This is a genomic window from Labilithrix luteola, from assembly GCF_001263205.1.
Classification (GTDB): Bacteria; Myxococcota_A; Polyangia; order Polyangiales; family Polyangiaceae; genus Labilithrix; species Labilithrix luteola.
Map to the genome: position 1 here is coordinate 1,199,184 of NZ_CP012333.1, position 20,067 is coordinate 1,219,250.

The 20,067-nt window shown below is 66.0% G+C and carries 20 protein-coding genes; 7 read left to right on the forward strand and 13 right to left on the reverse strand.

Features of this window, described 5'->3' with window-relative positions:
* From AKJ09_RS05410 to AKJ09_RS05420, 3 genes are all read right to left on the reverse strand, one after another.
* A complete protein-coding gene (locus AKJ09_RS05410) occupies nucleotides 1-1,428 on the reverse strand; it encodes an MATE family efflux transporter (RefSeq protein ID WP_240488397.1) in 1,428 nt (475 codons plus the stop codon).
* A gap of 87 nt (nucleotides 1,429-1,515) precedes the next feature.
* Entirely contained in the window at nucleotides 1,516-3,807 is a 2,292-nt protein-coding gene (locus tag AKJ09_RS05415; protein WP_146646112.1) for a type IV pilus secretin PilQ, read from the reverse strand.
* Nucleotides 3,808-3,950: 143 nt separating this feature from the next.
* Nucleotides 3,951-4,220 carry a hypothetical protein gene (locus tag AKJ09_RS05420; protein ID WP_146646113.1) on the reverse strand — a complete coding sequence of 90 codons (270 nt, stop codon included), beginning with the start codon at nucleotides 4,218-4,220 and terminating at the stop codon, nucleotides 3,951-3,953.
* Nucleotides 4,221-4,382: 162 nt separating this feature from the next.
* On the opposite strand from AKJ09_RS05420, the gene AKJ09_RS05425 reads away from it, so the two are divergent.
* Complete coding sequence (locus tag AKJ09_RS05425; RefSeq protein ID WP_146646114.1) at nucleotides 4,383-5,207, forward strand: STAS domain-containing protein; 825 nt, start codon at nucleotides 4,383-4,385, stop codon at nucleotides 5,205-5,207.
* 16 nt (nucleotides 5,208-5,223) lie between these two features.
* Here the strand turns inward: AKJ09_RS05425 and AKJ09_RS05430 are convergent, their stop codons facing one another.
* Entirely contained in the window at nucleotides 5,224-6,279 is a 1,056-nt protein-coding gene (locus tag AKJ09_RS05430; RefSeq protein WP_205633609.1) for an HAD family hydrolase, read from the reverse strand.
* A gap of 111 nt (nucleotides 6,280-6,390) precedes the next feature.
* Here AKJ09_RS05430 and AKJ09_RS05435 point away from each other — a divergent pair, with 111 nt between their 5' ends.
* Nucleotides 6,391-7,263: an alpha/beta fold hydrolase gene (locus tag AKJ09_RS05435; protein WP_240488398.1), complete on the forward strand. Its 873-nt coding sequence runs from the start codon at nucleotides 6,391-6,393 to the stop codon at nucleotides 7,261-7,263.
* Nucleotide 7,264: 1 nt separating this feature from the next.
* Here AKJ09_RS05435 and AKJ09_RS05440 read toward each other — a convergent pair whose 3' ends face one another.
* A complete protein-coding gene (locus tag AKJ09_RS05440) occupies nucleotides 7,265-8,047 on the reverse strand; it encodes an SDR family NAD(P)-dependent oxidoreductase (protein WP_146646115.1) in 783 nt (260 codons plus the stop codon).
* A 2-nt stretch (nucleotides 8,048-8,049) separates the two neighbouring features.
* Complete coding sequence (locus AKJ09_RS05445; RefSeq protein WP_205633610.1) at nucleotides 8,050-8,805, reverse strand: hypothetical protein; 756 nt, start codon at nucleotides 8,803-8,805, stop codon at nucleotides 8,050-8,052.
* A gap of 58 nt (nucleotides 8,806-8,863) precedes the next feature.
* Between AKJ09_RS05445 and AKJ09_RS05450 the strand changes: the two genes are divergently transcribed.
* Complete coding sequence (locus AKJ09_RS05450) at nucleotides 8,864-9,394, forward strand: MarR family winged helix-turn-helix transcriptional regulator (RefSeq protein ID WP_146646116.1); 531 nt, start codon at nucleotides 8,864-8,866, stop codon at nucleotides 9,392-9,394.
* 56 nt (nucleotides 9,395-9,450) lie between these two features.
* Here the strand turns inward: AKJ09_RS05450 and AKJ09_RS05455 are convergent, their stop codons facing one another.
* Nucleotides 9,451-9,975, reverse strand: coding sequence for a cupin domain-containing protein (locus AKJ09_RS05455; RefSeq protein ID WP_146646117.1), 525 nt, complete (start codon nucleotides 9,973-9,975; stop codon nucleotides 9,451-9,453).
* A 208-nt stretch (nucleotides 9,976-10,183) separates the two neighbouring features.
* On the opposite strand from AKJ09_RS05455, the gene AKJ09_RS05460 reads away from it, so the two are divergent.
* Both AKJ09_RS05460 and AKJ09_RS05465 read left to right on the forward strand, forming a co-directional pair.
* On the forward strand, nucleotides 10,184-11,542 hold the full coding sequence (locus AKJ09_RS05460; RefSeq protein WP_146646118.1) for a DEAD/DEAH box helicase: 1,359 nt from the start codon (nucleotides 10,184-10,186) through the stop codon (nucleotides 11,540-11,542).
* On the forward strand, nucleotides 11,520-12,713 hold the full coding sequence (locus tag AKJ09_RS05465) for a DUF790 family protein (protein ID WP_146646119.1): 1,194 nt from the start codon (nucleotides 11,520-11,522) through the stop codon (nucleotides 12,711-12,713). Before AKJ09_RS05460 ends, AKJ09_RS05465 begins: the two co-directional genes overlap by 23 nt.
* On the opposite strand, the gene AKJ09_RS05470 is transcribed toward AKJ09_RS05465, so the two are convergent.
* The 4 genes from AKJ09_RS05470 to pilM are packed head-to-tail and all read right to left on the reverse strand — an operon-like array spanning nucleotide 12,664 to nucleotide 15,689.
* Complete coding sequence (locus AKJ09_RS05470) at nucleotides 12,664-13,320, reverse strand: pilus assembly protein PilP (RefSeq protein ID WP_146646120.1); 657 nt, start codon at nucleotides 13,318-13,320, stop codon at nucleotides 12,664-12,666. The genes AKJ09_RS05465 and AKJ09_RS05470 overlap by 50 nt on opposite strands.
* Complete coding sequence (locus tag AKJ09_RS05475; RefSeq protein WP_146646121.1) at nucleotides 13,320-13,952, reverse strand: type IV pilus inner membrane component PilO; 633 nt, start codon at nucleotides 13,950-13,952, stop codon at nucleotides 13,320-13,322. The genes AKJ09_RS05470 and AKJ09_RS05475 overlap by 1 nt, the downstream gene beginning before the upstream one ends.
* A 2-nt stretch (nucleotides 13,953-13,954) precedes the next feature.
* The gene (locus tag AKJ09_RS05480; RefSeq protein ID WP_146646122.1) at nucleotides 13,955-14,620 is read right to left on the reverse strand and encodes a PilN domain-containing protein; all 666 of its coding nucleotides are present in this window, start codon (nucleotides 14,618-14,620) and stop codon (nucleotides 13,955-13,957) included.
* Between the two features lie 10 nt (nucleotides 14,621-14,630).
* Nucleotides 14,631-15,689 carry a type IV pilus assembly protein PilM gene (gene pilM / locus AKJ09_RS05485; RefSeq protein ID WP_146646123.1) on the reverse strand — a complete coding sequence of 353 codons (1,059 nt, stop codon included), beginning with the start codon at nucleotides 15,687-15,689 and terminating at the stop codon, nucleotides 14,631-14,633.
* Between the two features lie 324 nt (nucleotides 15,690-16,013).
* Between pilM and AKJ09_RS05490 the strand changes: the two genes are divergently transcribed.
* Entirely contained in the window at nucleotides 16,014-17,108 is a 1,095-nt protein-coding gene (locus tag AKJ09_RS05490) for a peptidoglycan L,D-endopeptidase MepK (protein ID WP_169927275.1), read from the forward strand.
* Between the two features lie 26 nt (nucleotides 17,109-17,134).
* The gene (locus tag AKJ09_RS05495) at nucleotides 17,135-17,512 is read left to right on the forward strand and encodes a DUF427 domain-containing protein (RefSeq protein WP_146646125.1); all 378 of its coding nucleotides are present in this window, start codon (nucleotides 17,135-17,137) and stop codon (nucleotides 17,510-17,512) included.
* A gap of 20 nt (nucleotides 17,513-17,532) precedes the next feature.
* On the opposite strand, the gene AKJ09_RS05500 is transcribed toward AKJ09_RS05495, so the two are convergent.
* A complete protein-coding gene (locus AKJ09_RS05500; RefSeq protein ID WP_146646126.1) occupies nucleotides 17,533-19,026 on the reverse strand; it encodes a hypothetical protein in 1,494 nt (497 codons plus the stop codon).
* 246 nt (nucleotides 19,027-19,272) lie between these two features.
* On the reverse strand, nucleotides 19,273-20,031 hold the full coding sequence (locus tag AKJ09_RS05505) for a methyltransferase (RefSeq protein ID WP_146646127.1): 759 nt from the start codon (nucleotides 20,029-20,031) through the stop codon (nucleotides 19,273-19,275).
* Nucleotides 20,032-20,067: the final 36 nt, after the last annotated feature.

Genomic DNA, 20,067 nt, shown 5'->3' on the forward strand with positions numbered 1-20,067 from the left:
TCAGTGCGGGGCGGCCCCGCCTTCTTGGATCTGCACCTTCGCCCAGCGCCCTCGGCGGAAGAGCGCGACGGCAAGGAGGCCCTGCACCGAGTACGCGGCGGTGATGGCGATGAACACGCCGTGCGGACCGAGCCCCACGATCGAGGCGAGGAACCAAGCGACCGGGATTTTGAAGCCCCAGAAGCTCAGGAGGTTCACGATCATCGGCGTCGTGGTGTCGCCCGCGCCGTTGAACGCTTGAACGGCGACCATCCCGATGGCGAAGACGATGAAGCCCAACGCGACGATGCGTAGGCAGTCTGCGCTGTAAGCGACCGCCTCCGGCTCGTGCGTGAACAGGGTGACGATCGCCGCCGGCGCGAGCGCGAAGATGATGCCTACCGGGCCGAGGAAGGCCACGTTGTAGCGCACGATGGTCCACACCGAGCGACGCGCGCGATCGGGCTCTTTCGCTCCGAGGTTCTGGCCAACCAAGGTTGCCGCCGCGTTCGCGAGTCCCCACGAGGGCAAGAGCGCGAAGATGACGACGCGCATCGCGATGGTGTAGCCGGCAAGTGCCTCGCTCCCGTACCGAGCGATGATGCGGACGAGGGCGAGCCAGCTCGCGGTCTCGATGAGGACTTGGAGCGTGGCGGGCAAGCCGATGCGCAGCAGCTCGAGGATGGTGCGCAGTTTTGGCGCGAGGTAACGCGCCATGAGCGAGACGTGACCTTTGCCGCGACGGAACGTCATCACCTGATACGCGACGCCGATCCCTCGACTCACGGTCGTCGCCACCGCCGCGCCGGTAACGCCCATGCGCGGAATCGGACCCACGCCGAAGATGAAGCAAGGCGCGAGCACGATGTTGAGGCTATTGGCGAGCCACAGACTCCGCATTGCGACCGCCGCGTCGCCCGCACTTCGGAAGATCGCGTTGATCACGAAGAGAAGGAAGATCGTGACGCTCCCTCCGAGCATCACCGACGTGTAGCCCGTACCGGTGTGGACCACGCCCGGCGTCGCGCCCATCGCCGCGAGCAGGTGGCGCGAGAACGCCACGCCGACGAGGCTGAGAAGCGCCGCAACGGTCACCGCCGTGAGGACCACCTGCGTGGCGACGGCCGAGGCCGCCTCACGATCCTTCTCGCCGATCCGACGCGCGATGATCGCGGTGGCACCGGCCGACAAGCCCATGGCGAGCGCGTAGACGGGCGAGAGCATCGACTCGGTCAGACCGACCGCCGCGACCGCGTCGGAGCCCAACCGCGACACGTAGAAGATGTCGACGACCGCGAAGAGCGACTCCATCGACATTTCGAGCACCGTCGGAACGGCCAGCAGCGTGACGGCGCGCGAGATGGGAATCGCGGTCAAATCCTGCTGGCCGCCGCGAAGGGCCTCGCGGACCGTGGACCAAAAGCTCTGCTTGTCTTCTTCCGCGTTCACGACGACCGGCGCACAAACTACTTCGCCCCGCGCCAAAAGACGCAGGGCGAATTGCAACGATCGACGTAAACCTGAAAGACGTGCGTCTTATCGGCCGAGAGCCTCGGCGCGGTTGACGATGCGCGGCGTCAGGAAGATGACGAGCTCGTTGCGGGTGTCGCTCGCTCGGCGGCGCTGGAAGAGCACACCGAGGATCGGAATGTCACCGAAGAACGGGACCTGATCGAGGTTGCGGCCGGTGTTGCGGGTGTAGATGCCGCCGATGACCGCCGTGTGCCCGTCCATGACGAGCAGGTCGGTCTCCGCCTCGCGCTTGAGGATCGTCGGATCGCCACGCGCCGAGGTCTGGTTGAAGTCGGGCTCGTCTCGATTGATCTTCACGTGCATCGAGACCGACCCGTCGGCGGTGACGTGCGGCCGGACGAGCAGCTGCAGCTTCGCTTCTTGGAAGGTGGTCTGAACGCCCTGCGCGGAGATCTGGGAGAACGGAATGAGCGTGCCCTGGCTGATGCGGGCGTCGCGGTTGTCGAGCGTGAGGATACGCGGGCTCGACACGATGCGGAGAAGACCGCTGGCCTCGGCTGCCGAGAGACGGATGCCGATGTTGAAGTTGTTGTCGATCGAGCCGAGCGAGAAGCCGAGCGCACCACCCTGGCCGGTACCGGTCGCGGCGGGGAGGTTGACCGCGAAGTTCGGCTGGGGAACGTTGCCCTGGAAGGCCGAGAGACCGCGCGAGTTGGTGTTCTGGTCGTAGTTACCGCCGGCGATGCCGACGCGCGACGGGAACGCGATGCCCGTCGGATTGCCGGTGGCCTCCGAGAAGGTGGCGTCACCACCCCACTGGATACCGATGTCTCGGAGGTAGCGGCTCGTCGCTTCGACGATGCGCGCCTCGACGAGCACCTGCGGGGTCTGGGTGTCGAGCGAGCGGACGAGCTCCTCGATGTTGTTCAGGTTGCCCGCGATGTCGCGCGCGATGAGGACGTTCGTGCGCTCATCGACGGCGATCGAGCCGCGCGGCGAGAGCAGGTCCTTCGCGCGAGCCTGGAGCTCCTCGGCCTGCGCGTAGCTGACCGGGATGAGGCGCGTCTCGAGCGGCGTGAGCTCGTATTCCTGCTTGGCGGCTGCGAGGCGGAGCTCACGCTCCTTCTGAAGCGTGGCGAGCGGCGCGACGCGAATCAGGTTGCCCGAACGCACCATGCCGAGGCCCTTGGCCTGCAGCACGACGTCGAGGGCCTGATCCCACGGCACGTTGCGCATGCGGATCGTGACGTTGCCGGAGACGTCGTCGGCGGTGACGATGTTCACGCGGCCGACGTCAGCCAGCAGACGCAGGATATTGTGGATGTCGGCGTCTTTGAGATCGAGGTCGATGCGGCGACCGTTGTAGCGGCCCGCGGCCTGAGCATTCAGGGTAGCGCTGAAGCCGGCGGCTTCGCTTGCGCCCTGAACCTCGACCTTCATGTCCTGGTTCTCGTCGCCGCGGATTGACGTCTCGACCTTCGGGCCGCCGTCTTCCTGGCGCTCGCGCGCGACGGTGACCGACTTGCGAGCCGAACCTTTGGCCTGCGCCCCGCCCTTCGGGACGTCGAACGACCACACGATGCCCTTGCCATCGACGGAGACCGTGCCCTGCTGCGAGCCTTCGCGGTCGATCTCGACGATGGTGGAGCCGGTGTCGCCTTCGTAGAAGGTCGAGACGCTCTTGAGCGCGCCTCTGTACTGGGCGAGATCGAGCGTGCGCGAGAGATCTTTCGGGAGCTGCGTCTTCTTCAGCTCGAGGCGGGCGCGGCCACCGGCCGTGGTTCCGAGCGCGTAGGACGGAACGCCGGTCGTCGTGATGACGACCCGATCGCAGCCCGTCGCGCAGGAGCCCTTGGCGCGCTCGAAACGAACGTCGGTCAAGGATGTGCCCGAGGTGTCCGCTGCCTTGGTCGGCGCTTCGGTCGGGACACCGTTGGCTTCCGCCGGCGTGAGAGCAACCTTGAGCGAGGTCCCTTCCGCGCGAACGCGGTAGGTGGCGTGCTTCGTGAGGTTCACCGCCAGGCGCGTCATCGTCCCGGCTTCGGTCTTGAAGCCCTGGGTGAGGACGCCGCCGACGACACCGACAGGGGCCGTGATCGCTTCCTTGGCCCCGACGACGTCCGAGTTCTGAATGTCGACGAGGAGGCGCTTTCCGCCGCTCTCGACGCGCACGTTGAAGACCGGTGCCGTCGTTCCGACGACTTCGATCTCGGTCGCGCCGGCCGCGTCCGTCGCGCGGATCTTCACGTCACGCACGTGGTTCGGTGCGCCTTCGGCCCAACTGAGCGTCGCCGATAGCACGATGGCCTTCGCCCCGAGCACCGACAACACCCTCTTCTGAATCGAGCCTCTCATCCGCCGTTGCTCCTCGCGATGCGTCGGCCCGCACGTTGCGCACGACGCCGCGGATCAAACGGTAGAACGCGGGGTTTGGAAGAGCCCAATTTGTGGCGAAGCTTTACCCCAGAGCGAGCAGGCGCTTATCGAAGCGCGCCACGCTACGGCTCGAGTGCGAAGAGCGACTGGCCGCAGAGCGCCGTGGGGATCGCATCGAGATGGCCGCCGTGCTCTCGCCCGAGTCCTCCGCGGTCGACGGCGCCATGCAGCCGACCATCACGAGCGACACAGAGAAGAGGAGAGAGCCAACCCGCGAACGCACTATCGGCGACCATGTAAGCAAACCGTGTGCGCGGGCGTTTGGCCGAAATTCCCGTGAGAACGACGGAGGAGTGGATCGTGATTCCACCGACCGGCGGAGCGTCGGTCATCCGGAGGTGGCCCCGACGGAATGTCGCCGTGCGGGCTCCGCCCCCCTTCCGTTCGAACCGCGATCCAACGTCGGACGACGTCGATGCGTGCGCCTACATCGATTGGTCTAGCGAACCCCGCTAGCGCTTCGCCCGGATCTTTGCGATCACCAAGGACGACCGATGAGCTCCGAAAAATCCCTCGCTCCGGCCCCCATGCCCACGTCCGCCGCGACCGCTGGTGAGCGCTATCGAATCGCGTTCGAGCAAGCTCCGGTCGGCGTCTTCACGTTCGATCGCGAGCTTCACCTGCGCGAGTGCAACGACGCGTTTTGCGAGATTCTCGCGACGAAACGCGAACGCATCGTCGGGTTCGACCTCCACAAGATCAAGGACCAGCGGGTCGTCCCCACGCTCGTCAAAGCCGTGGCTGGCGAATTGTCCACGTACGTCGGCGACTACGACAGCACGACGTCGGACGCGCACGTGGTCGTGAATATGCGCTGCCGGCCGTTCATCGAGGCAGACGGAACGATCTCCGGCGGACTCGGCATCGTCGAAGACGTGACGGAGCGCACTCGCGTGGAGAAGGAGCTTCGCGATCAACTCCACCTCGTGAAGCGTCAGGCCGAGACCATCCGGGCGCTCGGCGTTCCGATCCTGCGCGTGTGGGAGAGCGTCCTGTGCTTGCCGGTCATCGGCGTCGTCGACACCGCACGCGCCGCGGAGTTGACCGAGGCACTGCTCTCGGCCATCGTCACCGACAAGGCGCGCTTCGCCGTCATCGATCTCACGGGCGTCGAGATCGTCGACACCTCCACGGCCAACCACCTCATCCAGCTCGCCAGCGCCGCATCGATGCTCGGTACGCGTACCGTCCTTTGCGGGATCCGTCCGACCGTCGCGCAGATCGTCGTCTCGCTCGCCATCGATCTGCAGCACATCAAGACCGTGCGAACGACCTACGAGGCGCTGCAGTACTGCATCAAATCACTCGCCTCGCGGTGAGTGATCCGAGGAAGGCTCAACGTGTCACGCTCGGTCCGAAGACGCGCGCCCAGTCCTTCTTCATGCTGACGAGCAGAAAGCCGTGCTCGCGTGCGGCCGTTCGCGTGGCGTTGTCGGGCTCTTCGTAGGCGAATTCGCGCTCGGCGTCGTCGTGGGTAATCACGATGCCGAGCGATGGAGGCGGACGGCTTCCACTATATTCGAGCATCGCGACGTCGCCGGCCGAGCGAACGTTGCCGGCCGCCACGAGGGGCCGCTTGCCGATCTGACGGTCGATGTTGACGGGCTTCTGGTCCTTGTCATTCAGCGAAGCGAGGGCCGATTTGCGGAAGAGTCCGGAGCGGCCGTTCTCCATGACGAACGACTTCTGAACCGTGGATCCGATCACCTGCTGAGGAGGAATCCCGTACATCTGCGGAGTGAACTGGCGCATGAAGTCCGTATCGCCGCCTGAGCAGACGTACGTAGTGAAGCCGTTCTGACGGAGGTAGCGGAGCAGCTCGACCATCGGCTGGTAAGCGAGGTCGGTGTAAGGCACGCCGAATCTGGGGTGACGCGCCGTCTTCAAGAACGAGCGGGCCTCTTCGGCGAAGGCTTCGTCCGTCATGCCCGTATGCGTGGCCACGAAGAGCTCGAGGAACGCGGCCTTGCCGTCGCGCTCGATGTTGGGCCTGTCGGCAGGAAGCATCGACGAGAACGGCTGCTTCTCGCGAAGCGACGGATCCCTCTGGACCATCGCTGCAGCTCGATCGAGAACGAACACGCCTTCGACGACCGGCTTCTCCGGCCAGAGCGTGCCGTCGTTGTCGAACGTCGCCATCCGGTCTTCGAGTTTCACGAAGCTGGCGCTCCCCTCGTTCGTCGCGGCGGTCACGAAGTCGAGAATGCGTTTCTTCGTCGGCCCGGTGTTCCACGAAGGGAGCGGATCGATCGCACCGTTCGTCCCGGGCGTCGCACCCGCCGTCACCGTCGTGTACGTGCCTCCGTGACTGCCTCCACACGAAGCGCTCGCGAGACCAAGGCAGGACGCAGCGGCGGCGACGAGAACGGCTCGACGTGACCAGGCCATCATTTCGAACTCCGGACTCGCGGGGGGCAACCGCGCGCGTACGCAAGCTCGCCACCAAGGCAGACCTCGTCAATGCGGCATTGCTCTCGCAATCGAGGCTGCCGGAGGCTCCCCATGGACATGGACACGTTCACCCATCGCACGGCACCGACGCGCTTCGTGGACGTCGAAGGCACTCGCTTCGCGTATCGGCGCTTCGGACGGGAGCGCGGCATTCCCCTGGTCCTGTTCCAGCACCTCGGAGGGAACCTCGACAACTGGGATCCGGCCGTGACAGACGGCCTCGCGAATCAGCGCGAGGTGATCCTCTTCGACAACCGCGGAGTGGCGAGCACAGGAGGAAGGACTCCCTCCACGGTGGCGGAGATGGCCAGGGACGCGGAGCTCTTCATCGACGCGCTGGCCTTGCCCAAAGTCGACGTGCTCGGGTTTTCGCTCGGAGGGTTCATCGCGCAGATCGTGCCGATCGACAGGCCCGATCTCGTGCGACGAATCGTGCTCGTCGGCACCGGCCCGCGGAACGGCGAGAGCATGGAGTCGCTGACGCCCGAAGGGCGCGCAATCTTCGAGAAGGAGCGCGCGAACACCGACGAGCTCTGGCAAGACTGCTTCTTTTCGGCGTCGGAGGCGAGTCAGCGCGCCGGTCGTTCATTCGTGAAACGATTACACGATCGAACGATGGATCGAGACGTCGATCTCGCCCCCGAGGTGGAGCCCGCCCAGCTCGCCGCCGTGGACGAGTGGGGCCGCGCACTGCCTGGCGCCGAGCGTTTCGCCTACCTGGCGCAGATCACCCAGCCGACGCTCGTGGTGGAGGGCAAGAACGACGTCGTGGTCTACACGATCAACTCGTTTCTCTTGCAGCAGCACCTACCGAACGCCGAGCTCGTTCTGTATCCGGACGCGAGCCATGGCTCGCTGTTCCAGTTTCCCGAGTTGTTCGTCGAGCACGTCAACGGCTTCTTGGACCGCGACGCGCTCTCGTGATTCACGCGCCAGCCGTTCGGCCGCCGTCGATCGGGATGACGGCGCCGGTGACGAAGCTCGCCGCGTCGGACGCGAGCCAGACCACCGTGCTGGCGACCTCCTCTTCGGCACCGACGCGGCCCATCGGCACGGCACGTTCGATGGGAGCTCGACGCTCCTCCGGCAAGGCCTTCAGACGATCCGTCAGGATGGGCCCGGGCGCCACGACGTTCACGCGAATGCCCTTGGCGGCGTAGTCGAGCGCCGCACTGCGGGTCGCACCGACGACCGCATGCTTGGTCGCCGAATACGCCGCCATGCCTCGTACGCCCTGCACGCCGGCCGTCGACGACATGTTCACGATCGCCCCTCCTCCCCGCGCCAGCATCGCGGCGAGCTCGAACTTCATCGCGACGAGAATACCTCGGAGGTTGATGCCGATCGCGTCGTCGATGTCCTTGGTCGTGAGCTCGGCGAGCGGCGCGGGCATGTGGCCCGAGCCGGCGTTGTTGAAGGCGATGTCGAGGCCTCCGAACGTCTCGACGGCCATATGGACGGCGCGCGCCAGCTGCTGATCGTCCAGCGCATCCGTAGGGACGGCAATTGCCTGCGCGCCCTCCCATCGAAGGTGGGCGGCCGCCGCTTCGAGCGCCGACGCATCGCGCGAGGCAAGCACGACGCTCGCCCCGGCACGCGCCAGTGCTCGGGCGGTGGCGGCACCGATGCCTCGACTGGCACCTAGGACGAGGGCCACCTTGTTCGCGAGAGGCCCGGACGGGGGGGACACCGACGTCGATACGTTCATGATCAGACTCCTTGGACGGCGGCCACGTTCGGCGCGGACGCCCGTGTTCGTGTTTTCGGCATGCGCAAGGCGGTGACGACGAGCCAGCCGAAGCCCGGAAAGCGCGCGATGGGAAGCAAGTAGGCGAAGGAGGGAATGACGAGGCTGAGGGTCGAGAGCTCCGCGATGACGGCGAGCGCGATGCCCCACCACATGAGCCACCGCGGCAAGAAACGATGCAGACCGCCCGTCACCGCGACGCCCGCCACGAGGAGGCCGTAGCAGACGACGTAGCCTGGGCCACCGAAGCCAAAGGCGAGCCAATGCAGCGCATGCGCAACGCCTTCGTTCTCGGCCACGGACGGGTGCGAGAGGGTCGAGAGAAAGAGCGCCGAGGCGGCGAGCATCGCCGAAGCCATGACACCGCCGAACAGCGCGATGGAGGCACCGGCGACCTGCACGCCGAGGAAGCGAAGGCGGCTCGTCACGGTCGCCGTGTAGATCCCGATCGGAATCGCGGCGCCGAACTGCATGCAGGCCGACACTGCGACCGCCGAGGAATGCTGAGAGAAGTAGGCCTTCGACAGCGAAGCCGGCCCCAACGGCGAGGGGATGTGCTCGCCGCCGGCAAGCGCCGTCCCGAGGGCGAGGCTGCCGACGAAGAGGGCGGCATGCACGACAGCAACGGCGAACAGCGATGGGCCGCGATGATGCGGCCCCGAGGGGAAGCGGGGAGGTAGAGCTCCGAGCGACGGAGCAGAATCTTTCTCAGTCGACATCGTTAATGACATTAACGATTCATAGATCGCACTGTGCAACCGCGCTACGATCTTTTTCGTGAAACATGTCCCGCCGCGCCCAGGCCCCCCGCGTGGCCGCCAAGGCGCCGCCTTTCTGGTCGCCCAGGTCGGCGCTCACGCCGCGGCCAAATTTGCCGAGCGCCTCGCCGACTTCGACCTGACCCCGCCGCAGGCCGGGATCCTGCGCGCCCTGTCGGCGTCGCCCGGCATCAGTCAGCAAGAGCTCGGCCGTTTGCTCGGCATCTTCCCGAGCCGCCTCGTGCTCCTTCTCGACGAGCTCGACGAGCTCGGACTCATCGAGCGCCGTGACGACCCCGACGACCGCCGCGTCTATCAGGTGTTCGTCACCGACAAGGGCCGCCAATCACTCGAGGCGATCGGGCGCATCGCGCGTGCCCATCAGGACGCGCTCTGCGCCGCGCTCGACGAGGACGAACGCCAAACGCTGGCGTCACTCCTCTCTCGTATCGCCGAGGAACAGGGTCTCACCCCGGGCGTCCACCCAGGCTTCGCCAAAATGGGTCGACCGCCTGCGGGCCCGCATAGCAAGCGACCCCGCAAGACGTAAGAAGTCACGACCGAAGACGCCGGGCCAGCCGTGATGCGGGCACCAGCGCCGGCCGCTCACTCCTCGTCCCAGTACTGCATGGTCTCGCCGTCACGGACGATCTGGCGGACCATACGCGGCTGCCCGCTCGCATCCGGGGCGAGGATCGCGGCAAACGCCACGCGCTTCGTATCCGGGTATTGCAGGATCTCCGGTGAGAGACGCGTGCTCACGCCGAGGTAGTGCAGATCGGATTCGCCGGTGTTGACGATCTGCCGCGCGGTCTCGGTTCCGCCCGGAGGACAAGCGATGACGTCGCCTTTCTTGATCGGATATCGCTGATCGCCAATCCGAATCTCGCCTGCGCCCTCGAGGACGAAGAACATCTCTTCGTTGGCGACGTGATTGTGGAACGGAAATGCGGCTTTGCCTGGGCGCACGACCACGAGCCCGTAGCCGAGCAGCTTCGCGCCGAGGGGTCCGCTGATGGGCCCCAACTGCGCCTGAAATTTCTCGCTCGCCTCCCCCATCATCGGCACGCTTGCACCATGGCCCCAGGCGTTCAACTCGACGTCGGCCAGATTGATAATCGGTCGCTTCATCGGAACCTCCTCGCGAGGACCGTACCGATGGGGCCAGGACCGCGTATTGCAAAAACCCGACAGCGCCGCGGCGGACATCACTCGTGCGGGCACGGGACGGTGGGTGGCGGCGGACAGGCCGAACTCTGGCCCGGCCACCGTCGAGCGGTCGCAAGCGTGCAGAATCGTTCGAGGCGGGATCTGGCACGTCCCTCGCTGAGCGGGGCGCATGGTTCACCTGCGCTTCGAGCGAGGGACGCTCAGCCTCGATGGGCATGTCGAGAATCTGAAGGGCGTCCTCTGGGATGCTCGCTCCTCGAGCTTCCGCGCGGCGGCGCATCGATTTCGGTCGATTGCCGAAGCGTGCGAAGCGAACGGCGTCGCCGTCTCCGGTGATCTTCGCGAGCGGTGGCCTCGCCTGCCGCGGTCGTCGGCGGCGCTCGGCCTTCGTCCCTATCAGGAGCAGGCGCTCGCCGCATGGAACGCGGGCGGACAGAGGGGGCTCGTCGTCCTCCCCACCGGCGCTGGGAAAACTCGGATCGCCACGGCGGCCATCATGGAGACGGGCTTGCCTGCGGCCATCCTCTGCCCCACACGCGTCCTGGCGTCGGCCTGGGTGGCCGACCTCGAAGCGCGTCTCGGCGAGCGCGTCGGCTGCGTCGGCGACGGCAAGCATGTCGTCGCACGCATCACCGTCTTCACCTTCGAAAGCGCATATCGCCACATGGACCGGCTGGGCGATGGCTTCGGCCTGCTCGTCGTCGACGAGGTCCATCACTTCGGCGGCGGCTTCAGACTCGAAGCGCTCGAATCGTGCGCCGCGATCGCGCGCATGGGCCTCACCGCAACCGCGCCCGAGCGGAGGACGGAGGCGGCCGCGACCCTCGATGATCTCGTCGGTCCGGTTGTCTTCGAGATGAGCTTCGGAGAGCTCGTGGGTGAGCACCTCGCTCCGCTCACCATGATGCGTCGCCGCGTGGAGCTCGATCCTTACGAACGAGCGATCTACGCCGAGAAAACGCGCCTGTTTCAGGAAATGCGCCGCGCCTTCTTCCGCACGAATCGCGGTGCGGATTACGCCGCGCTGGTGAAGTCGATCAGTGGCGTCGTCGGGGGCGCGCGCGTCCTTCGCGACCATGCCGACGCCATGGAGCTCGCCGCCTTCCCTCGAGCCAAGCGACGCATCGTCGCCGAGCTGCTCGAAGCACATCGCGGCGATCGCACCATCGTCTTCACCGCCTACGCGGAGAACGCGTATCGCGTCGCCAGAGACAACCTCGTTCCGGTCATCGCCGCCGAGACGTCCGCACGCGAGCGGGAGTCGATTCTCACCAAGTTCCGCGAGGGCACGCTGCGCGCGATCGCGTCCGCGCGCGTCCTCAACGAGGGCGTCGACGTTCCGGACGCGAATGTCGCCATCATCGTCGCCGGCACGCTCGGACCGCGCGAGTACGTGCAGCGCATCGGCCGAGTCTTGAGACCGGCACGCGACAAGCACGCCTTGGTCTACGAGCTCGTCACGGACGCTACGAGCGACGAACGACACGCACTCGTGCGAGGAAGACATGCTCCCCAGACATCTCATTGAGGTCGATCGGGTGGACGACGACCGCGTCGTCCCGCGCTGGCTCGGTCCCAGAGACGAGACGACGTGGCTCCTCGCGATGTACGAGGAGCTCGCCGACTTCGCAGGCCTCTCGGTGGCCGAGGCCGACGAGCGCGTACGCATGCGCGTGGGGGCCATCGCGCGGAATGAGGGCATCGTCGGACGCGTGCCGCTCGCGGTGTGGACCGTGGAGCGGCGAAGGTGGACGGCGCACGTTGCCTCTCCAGTACCTCCCGAGCGACTGCGATCCATCGTGTTCGATCTCGCCGCCGTCCTCCCGCGCGACGAAGCGCTGGAACGAGCAAGTCGCGAGCTCGGGCTCTCACCTGCGAGCATCGTCGAGGCACTCTTCGCCGATCGCTCGGCCCAGCGCCGACTGTCCGCGCCGGACCGGCGCCTCGACCCGATCGAGCTCGGACGACGCTACAACCTCGCGCTGGCACAGACGCTCGTCATGCGTTCGAGCGAGCTCGTCGTCACGGTCGCTCGCGATGCCCAGACGGTCGTTCGCGCCGCCAAGGCCCGCCGACTGATGACTTGCTTCGAGACGACCGACGACGCGCGAATGAAGCTCGTGATTTCGGGGCCGCTCGCCTTGTTTCACGCGACGAGCAAGTATCGCCGCGCCCTCGCCGAGCTGCTGGCCGTCCTCGCGTCGACGACCGGATGGACGGCCCACGCCCTCGTCTCGCTCGAGAACGAGTGGCGGTTGTTCGAGCTGTCCGACGGGGCCCCCATTCGAACGAGCGGCGGAGTCCCCGAGGTGGACGAGTCGAACCTCGAGCGACGGCTGGCCGTCGACCTCGATCGCTTGGGGCCCTACCGGCTCGAACGCGAGAACGTGATTCTGAAGAGCGGAAACCGCCTGCACGTGCCGGACTTCACCGTCGTCGGCCCGAACGGGCGCGTGCGGGTCGAGGTCGTGAGCCACTGGACGCCCACCTTCCTCGAAACGAAGCGCGCGTTGCTTCGTTCGTTCGGCGAGCCACTCCTCCTGTGCGTGGACGCACGCGACGACGAGTCGGTTCCCGAAGGCCCCGACGTCGTCTCGTTCCGAGGACGCATCGATGCCGCGACCCTGGTGGCAGCGGCAGAGCGGTTGCTCAGTCCGTCAGCTTGTCCTTCGCGAGCTCCGCCTCGGGATGAAGCGTGATGACGCGCGAAGCAGGCGGAATACCGGGCTGGGCGGGGTCTTCGCGGGTGAGGACGACGTCTCCGTCGCGCACCTTCTCGACGCGCCAGTTGAGCTGGTAGTCCGCGCCGTTCGCACCACCCGTGTGCACGATCTCGGGACGGCCGACGAAGTCACCTCGCTTGATGACCCAGCCCTTGCCACCGGGGTCGACGACCATCGCACGCGGATACTCGCCGCCGGTGACGATCGCCACGAGCTTCAGCTCGTCGATCGAGTACTGGCCGAGGATGACCGCGCGCTGGTTCTGGGTGACGTGCTTGTTCTCCTGCGGCGCGAAGATGGAGGCGTAGGAGCGGAACGGGTCGCGATTGCGATCGCTCTCGACGAAGTCGTTCTCCGCGAACTCGACCCGCGGAAGGGGCGGCTGCGCGAGTGCGGCCCCCGCATCGGCCGCTGCACTCGCCGACGCCGCGGGGGCGGAAGCCTTCGGGCCCTTGTTGGCCTGCTCGATGGCCTGGTCGGGGCTGCAGGCGACGAGCGCGAGTCCAACGAGGGAGGTCGCCAGAACGAACGGAGCGCCGCGGCTAAGGCGACGACGGGTCGAGGAGGGGGGGTGCGCGTTCATCACTTGCCTCCCGGAGTTGCGGGAGCGGGGTGGGCCCCTGCCGCGCCAGCCGGAGTCCCGGGCGCGGCAGGCTTCTTGATCAGGTGGAACGTCGTCGCGAGGCAATTCGCCTTGAGGACGATGTCTTCGCCCTCCGCCTTCGGATCGGCGAGCTCGAGGTTCTCGATGTTGATGATGCGGTCTTGCTTACCGACCTCGTAGATGAACTTCGCGATCTGGTGGAAGCGCCCACTGATCTGCAGGCGCATCGGCACCTTCGCGAAGAAGGTCTGGGGGACCTCCTCCTGCGGGTTCCACGCCTTGAGGTCGATGCCGCTGATGTTCGACACGGTCTGGATGGCCGAGAGGAAGGTGGCGGCCTCGGTCTCCATGGGGAGGACCTTGTTCAACTCGCGCTGCTTCTGCTGACGCATCGCGAGCTCGTCGCGATCGGCGAAGTAACTTGCCTGCGACTGACGCTGGCGCGAGAGCTCCGCTTCGAGATCCCCGGTGGTCTTCTTCGCGCGGTCGATCTGCGCGGCAACCTCGGTGTGGAGAATGACGTAGTAGGCGGCGCCGAGCAGCGCGCAGAGAAGGCCGCCAACACCGATTTTCCCGGCGATGGGTAGGCGGTTGAGGCTGAGGGATGCCATGGCTAGTACCTCACCTTCGCGCTCATCTCGAACTTCACGAGCTCGAGCTTCGAGGTCGCGTCGACGGACTTCTGCGCGGGCAAGAGCTTCACTTCGTAGAAGTAGTCACTGAGAGAGAGGCGACGGAGGAACTCGGAGACGTCTTCGCCGTCGCGCGCGAGGCCGCCCAAACGAACGACGCGCTCCTGCTCCTTGTACGAGGTGAGCCAGAGGCGGCGCGGGTCCCAATTGGCGTTCGGAACGGCCGTCGGGTTGTCGCGCTTGAGCTGTTCGAGCTTGTCGCGGTCGATGGTCGGACCGCGCCCGGTGGTCATGATGCGGGACAATTCCAGCATCGTCGCCGTCGGACCGGTACGTGCACTTTGCAGCTTCTGGATCGCTTCCTCGCGATCGCGAAGCTCTTTGAGCTGCGCCTTGATGTCGGCATGGTTCGCGATCTCGCGCTTGATGCCGTCGATGTTCGCGGTGAGCTCCTGATTGTGCTTCTGGACCTGGACGAGCTGGTCTTGCTTCGTCTTGTAGACGAAGAGCAGCACGATGACCTCGAGCAGCACGGCGCCGAGGACGAACGCCATCCATGCTTGGCTGCCTGCCTCCGGGGACGAATCACCGGCCTCGCCGCGCCGCCGAATCGTCTTCTTCTGCGGCAGTAGGTTGATGCGAATCATACGTGACCCCTCACGACCGGCGTTCCTTGTCCTGACGCAGACTGAGGCCTAGGGCGACCACCAGCTGCGCTGCGCGACTGCGCATTTCCTGCTCGTTGACGGCCTTGCCGTCGACCCCGAGGTTCGCCATCGGGTCGAACACCTGCACCGGCACGTGGGCTCTCTTCTCGATCGACTGACAGAGCGGCGCGAGATAAGCGCTGCCGCCCGAGACGAAGATGCGGCTGATTTCCGACTCGCCGCTCGTCGCAAGATAGAAGTCGAGGCTTCGCTGGATTTCACCGGCGAGGCTGTCGCACGCCGACTGGATGATCTGGTGCACTTCCTGCGGGACGATGTCCGTCGGGCCGCCACCGCACTTGTAGGCCTCGGCCTGCTCGAACGGGACGTTGCACTGCTTCTGGATCTCTTCGGTGATCGAGTTGCCGGCGTTCGTGATCTCGCGGGTGAAGGCGCTGACGCCCTTCGACACGATGTTGAGCGAAGAGACCGCGGCGCCCACGTTGAGGAGCGCGATGGTGCCGTCGTCCGGCAAGCCATGCTGGTACTCGAAGATGTTCTGGATGGTGAAGGCGTTGATGTCGACGATGACGGGCTTGAGCTTCGCTTCACGAACGATGGCCGCGTAGTCGTTGATCTCGTCCTTCTTCGCCGCGACGAGGAGGAGATCCATCTGGCCGGCCTCCGGCCGACGTCGGAGCACTTCGTAGTCGATCGACATGACCTTGATGTCGAACGGGATGTGCTGCTCGGCCTCCCAGCCGATCTGCTCTTCGAGCTCTTCGTTCGTCATCATCGGGACGGTGATCTTCCGGACGATGACCGACTGACCGTAGACGCCGATGGCGACGTCCTTCTGGGAGATCTTGTTGTCGTGGAAGATCCTCTGGAGGCTCTCCACGACCGCACCCGAGTTCATGACGTGACCGTCGATGATGGCCTGCGCCGGCAACGGTGCGAACCCATACCGAACCACCTGGAGCTTCTTGCGCGACTCTTTGAGCTGCACCACCTTGATGGCGCTCGCCCCGATGTCGACTCCAACCAGGTTCTTTCCTTCGCCGAGCATTTTCCCAACAAAGTGTGACAGCCCGTGAAGGTTCACGTCAAAAAGTCGGTGGGTTCGTCGCGAAGAATTCCCACCGCCCTTGGCCGCGCACACATGGGAGACGGGGCTACCAAGCGCGGCCACCACGAATTCGAGGCTCGTCTTCCGCTCGCGCTTCGATAAGTCGTGGGTGCAGACGGATTCCGACATCTCCGCCCTCGCGCCTCCTACGGTGCGGCTCAGGTGATGGCGAACGGCCCGGCCAAGCCGAGCAACACCCCCAAATCGCGAAAGTATCAGGCAGCTCTAGCGGCCCGGCGGCGATGGAGTATGACCAGGGCTCCCATGGGCCCCGCTGCTGGTCGTTTCGCTCTCGCGTTGTCTCGCTTGCCTCGCTTGCCTCGCTTGCCTCGCTTGCCTGCCCTCGCGTCTCTCTCGCTGGGGATCGTCGGCCTCCTGACGCCGTCGGTCGCCCACGCGGACATCCAGCACGTCGTCGGCAAGGGCCATACGATCGAAGCCATCGCCAACCGCTACCATGTGAGCGCCAAGGCGATCGTCGAGGCCAACCACCTCACGGACGTCAAGCGCCTACGCCCGGGTGACGTCCTCATCATCCCCACGAAGGACTCCCCTGCCGGCAGCGGCACGAAGGCGAAGTCCGACAAGGCAGATGCTACGTCGGCGAAGAAGACCGACGGCAAAGACGGCAAAGACGCGAAGAGCGGCAAGGACGGCAAGAAGGGCTCCGTGGCCAGCCTCGCCAAGGACGGCCAGGGCCGCGAGACCACGAACTACGCGATGAAGCCGAAGACCCCCGGCGTCATCCACGTGAAGCGCCTGGCGACGAACGAGGAGTTCGACATCCACGTCTCGGACCGCAAGACCAAGGTCGCGCCCGTCACGCTGAAGACCTTCGAGAAGATGATGCGCTCGCCGAACGGCATGGCGCATCCGATCGAGCCGCGCCTCATCAGCTTGCTCGCGATCGTCTCCAACCACTTCGGCAGCCGCAAGATCGAGGTCGTCAGCGGATTCCGTCCGTTCACGCCCACGCAGTACAACCCGCACTCGAACCACATGCACGGCAAGGCGATCGACTTCCGCGTCGTCGGCGTGCCCAACGAGACGCTCCGCGACTTCTGCCGCACCTTGAAGAACGTGGGCTGCGGCTACTACCCCAACAGCGTCTTCGTCCACATGGACGTGCGCGAGCAGAGCGCGTTCTGGATCGACTACTCGAAGCCGGGCGAGGCGCCGCGCTACAACGCCCCGAACGTCGACGCCGACGAAGGCGCGAGCGACGTCCACGACGAGAACCACCCGGCCACGGGCGAAACGCCCGCGTCGACGCCGGCTGAGTCGCCGTCGGCCGCGCCGTCGCCCTCGGATTCGAAGGCGGAGCCCGCGAAGCCCGAAGGCTCGAGCGAAGCCAACTAATTCCGTTTCGTCCTAAGCTTCGGGGCATGGCTACCCCGAAGATTTCTACGCCGCGCCCCGATCATCCGATCACGGTCGAGCCGGCCTCGGCGCACGTCGTCGTCAAGGTGGACGGTCGCGTGGTCGCCGACACGCGCGAGGCGCTCGTCCTACGCGAGGCGTCCTATCCGGCCGTTTATTACATCCCGCGAAAGCACGTCGACATGACGCTGCTCGCGCGCACCGACCACGCCTCGCACTGCCCGTACAAAGGCGATGCGTCGTACTTCAGTATCCCGCACGGCGGCGCCAAGTCCGACAACGCCGTGTGGAGCTACGAGAATCCGTACGACGCCGTGGCCCCGATCAAGGATCACGTCGCGTTCTATCCGAACCGCGTCGACGCGATCACGGTCGAGAGCTGACACACGACGCGGGACTGCGCTCAGGGAGCGAGGGCGATGACGAACGCGCTCTGGTTCGTCGTTTGGAGCGCCGGTTGCTCATCAGGGCTCATGATGAACGTGTGGTCGGTCAGCCCGACCATCCGAACTCCCCCGGAGGGCGTCACGACCATCGCTAGGGGCACGATGTGCGCGTCACCGGAGCCGTAGCCCTTCAGCCAGAGTAACTCGCCCGACGAACTCCACTTGGCCACGAAGGCGCCGCTGGTCGTGCCCGCGGCCTCTCCCTCGACGGCGATGCCTTCGAGGGAGAATCCCTGCTTGGAGATGCTACCGTACGCCATCAAATCCCCTGCGTCGTCCGTGCGGACCGAGCAGACCGCTCCTACGCCATCGAGAAGTTTGGACCAGCGAGTGGAACGGTGGGAGGTATCCATCGCGAGCACGTAGCCTTGGTCGTTCCCCGCCGCGACGTCGGTTCCGAGGTCGACTTGACCGGAGATCCAGCCGCCGAAGTAGACCAAGTCACTCACCGAGGACGACGCGGCGGAGATCCCAACCGCTTTGCCGGTACCGCCGTAGAGACGCGACCATTCGACCGTGCCATCGACGGCGACGAAACTGCCGACGAAAGCATTGGAGTTGGTCCCGATCCGCGAAAGCGCGGCGCCGCCTGTCGTCGCCGTCACCGGGTCGCCAGCCATCCCTCCCGCCACCAGAAAGTGCTCGCCATCCGCTGCAACCTGGACATCAGAGAGACGGTCGGAGAGTACGCTCGGGGCCGTGCTATCTCCGCTGCCGCCAACGCGCGAGGCCCATTTTCCGAGACCATTTTCGGCAGTGAAGCCAACAAGGAAGCCGTCGAAGCCGCGCTCGGGAGAGCTCGTCAGGCCGACACCGCCGGAAGTCGTAGCGAGAGACTTTGCCGCGAACCTACCAGCGACGACCACCTCGCGACCATTCGTCGCGATTCGATCGACGAGCGTCTCGTCCATTTCCTCTTCGAGCGCGATGGAATTGGCCCAAACGCCGGTGCCCGTCGCCGCCTCGACCTTCATGACGAAGATTCTGCCCGCCGCTGCCATTGCTCCATCGAGTCTGAACGCGGCGGGAGGGCCGGCGGCCAGCGCGGAGATGTAGATGAACGCCCCCGATGGGTCGGTCGCGACCTTCAGATTGACCAGATTGGATCCCGGTATCTGTTTCGCCCAGCGTAAGCTGCCATCAGGCCCGAAGCAGATGACGTAACCTCCCTTGGCGAGCAGCAGGGAGTCGATGGCCACCGCTTCGCCCTGCACGCCCGCGACGAAGGTATTGCCAGCCCGATCGACCGCCACGTCGACGAGGCCGCTGTTCGGCCACGTGCGCGCCCACAGCGTCTTGCCCCGAGGAACCGCCGCGTCCACCGTTTCGACGCTGCCATCAGCCGTCTGCGTCGGTGACGGCGGGACGAACGCGGGATCGCTGCCAAAGCAGTGCAAGAAAGATAGGCTTGCGAGCGATGCGCTCGCCAAGGCCCAACGTGACCATTGCATGAGGCAGAGATAAACGAGCCACTCGGGGTCGCCAAGTCACCAGGTCAGAGAGGATCTGCGCAGGCCCACCAGGCGAGCGCGGTTCCGCGAGAGCGACGTTCTCGATCTGACGGTTCTCACGTAGTGCGAATCGACATGACTCGCTCGCCGACGACGGCCACCGCTCAGTCCAGGCGGCAATGAGTGCAAGCCAGAACGATTCCGCGACGTCTCGCCGCACGCGCGAAGGGCGCGAACGACCCATGCCTAAAGCTCTCGTGACGTCGCGCTCCTGCCAATCGCGTGCATCGCTGCGAGCCGCTCGCGCGCTGTCGCCATACGCTTGTCGGAACACGTGCGTCTCGCGGTGAACAGCAGGTTGTGCGGCGTGACCGTCGCTCCCGTGAACTCGTCGAGCTCCGTTTCGTAGCCTGCCGCTTCGAGGCGGAGCTTCCGTTCGGCGTCGACGAGCGAAACGGCCATCCGACGGCGAAGCAGGTCGTCGGTAACGACGCCCATCGCGCGGACGTTGGCCGCCGCCTGCTCGAGGAACGGCACGCTGCTTCCGTAGCAACACGGCACGAGGAAGAGAAAACGCGCCTCGCTACGGATCGCCGCGTCGATGACGGCGTCGGAGGCACCACCGCACGCGTGAAGAGCAACGACCGCGTCGGGACGTGCGGGCCATGCCTCGGCGTCGCCGACGTCGGCATGCCTCACGTCGACCGGCAGCGACCGACCGAGCCGCGTGACGGCGTCGCGACACGCCTCGACGCGCTTCGGATCGCGCTCGAGAACGGTGAGCGCGCCGATCGGAAGGAGCTCCGCCGCCACGAGCCCAACGCTGGCTTTCCCTGCCGCCGCGTCGACGAGATGAGCGCCCTTCCGAATGCGAGCGAGCCTGGCGAGCAGGGCACCGAGCTCCCTGCTCTTCTGCTCGTCTTCCTTGCGCAGCGCAGTTCCGGCGCTCGCGATGAACAAGCGATGGAGGACCGAACGCACCTCGTCGAACGACACCGACTGCACGGCGCGAAGCTACACGAGGGAGCGATCCGCGTCGCC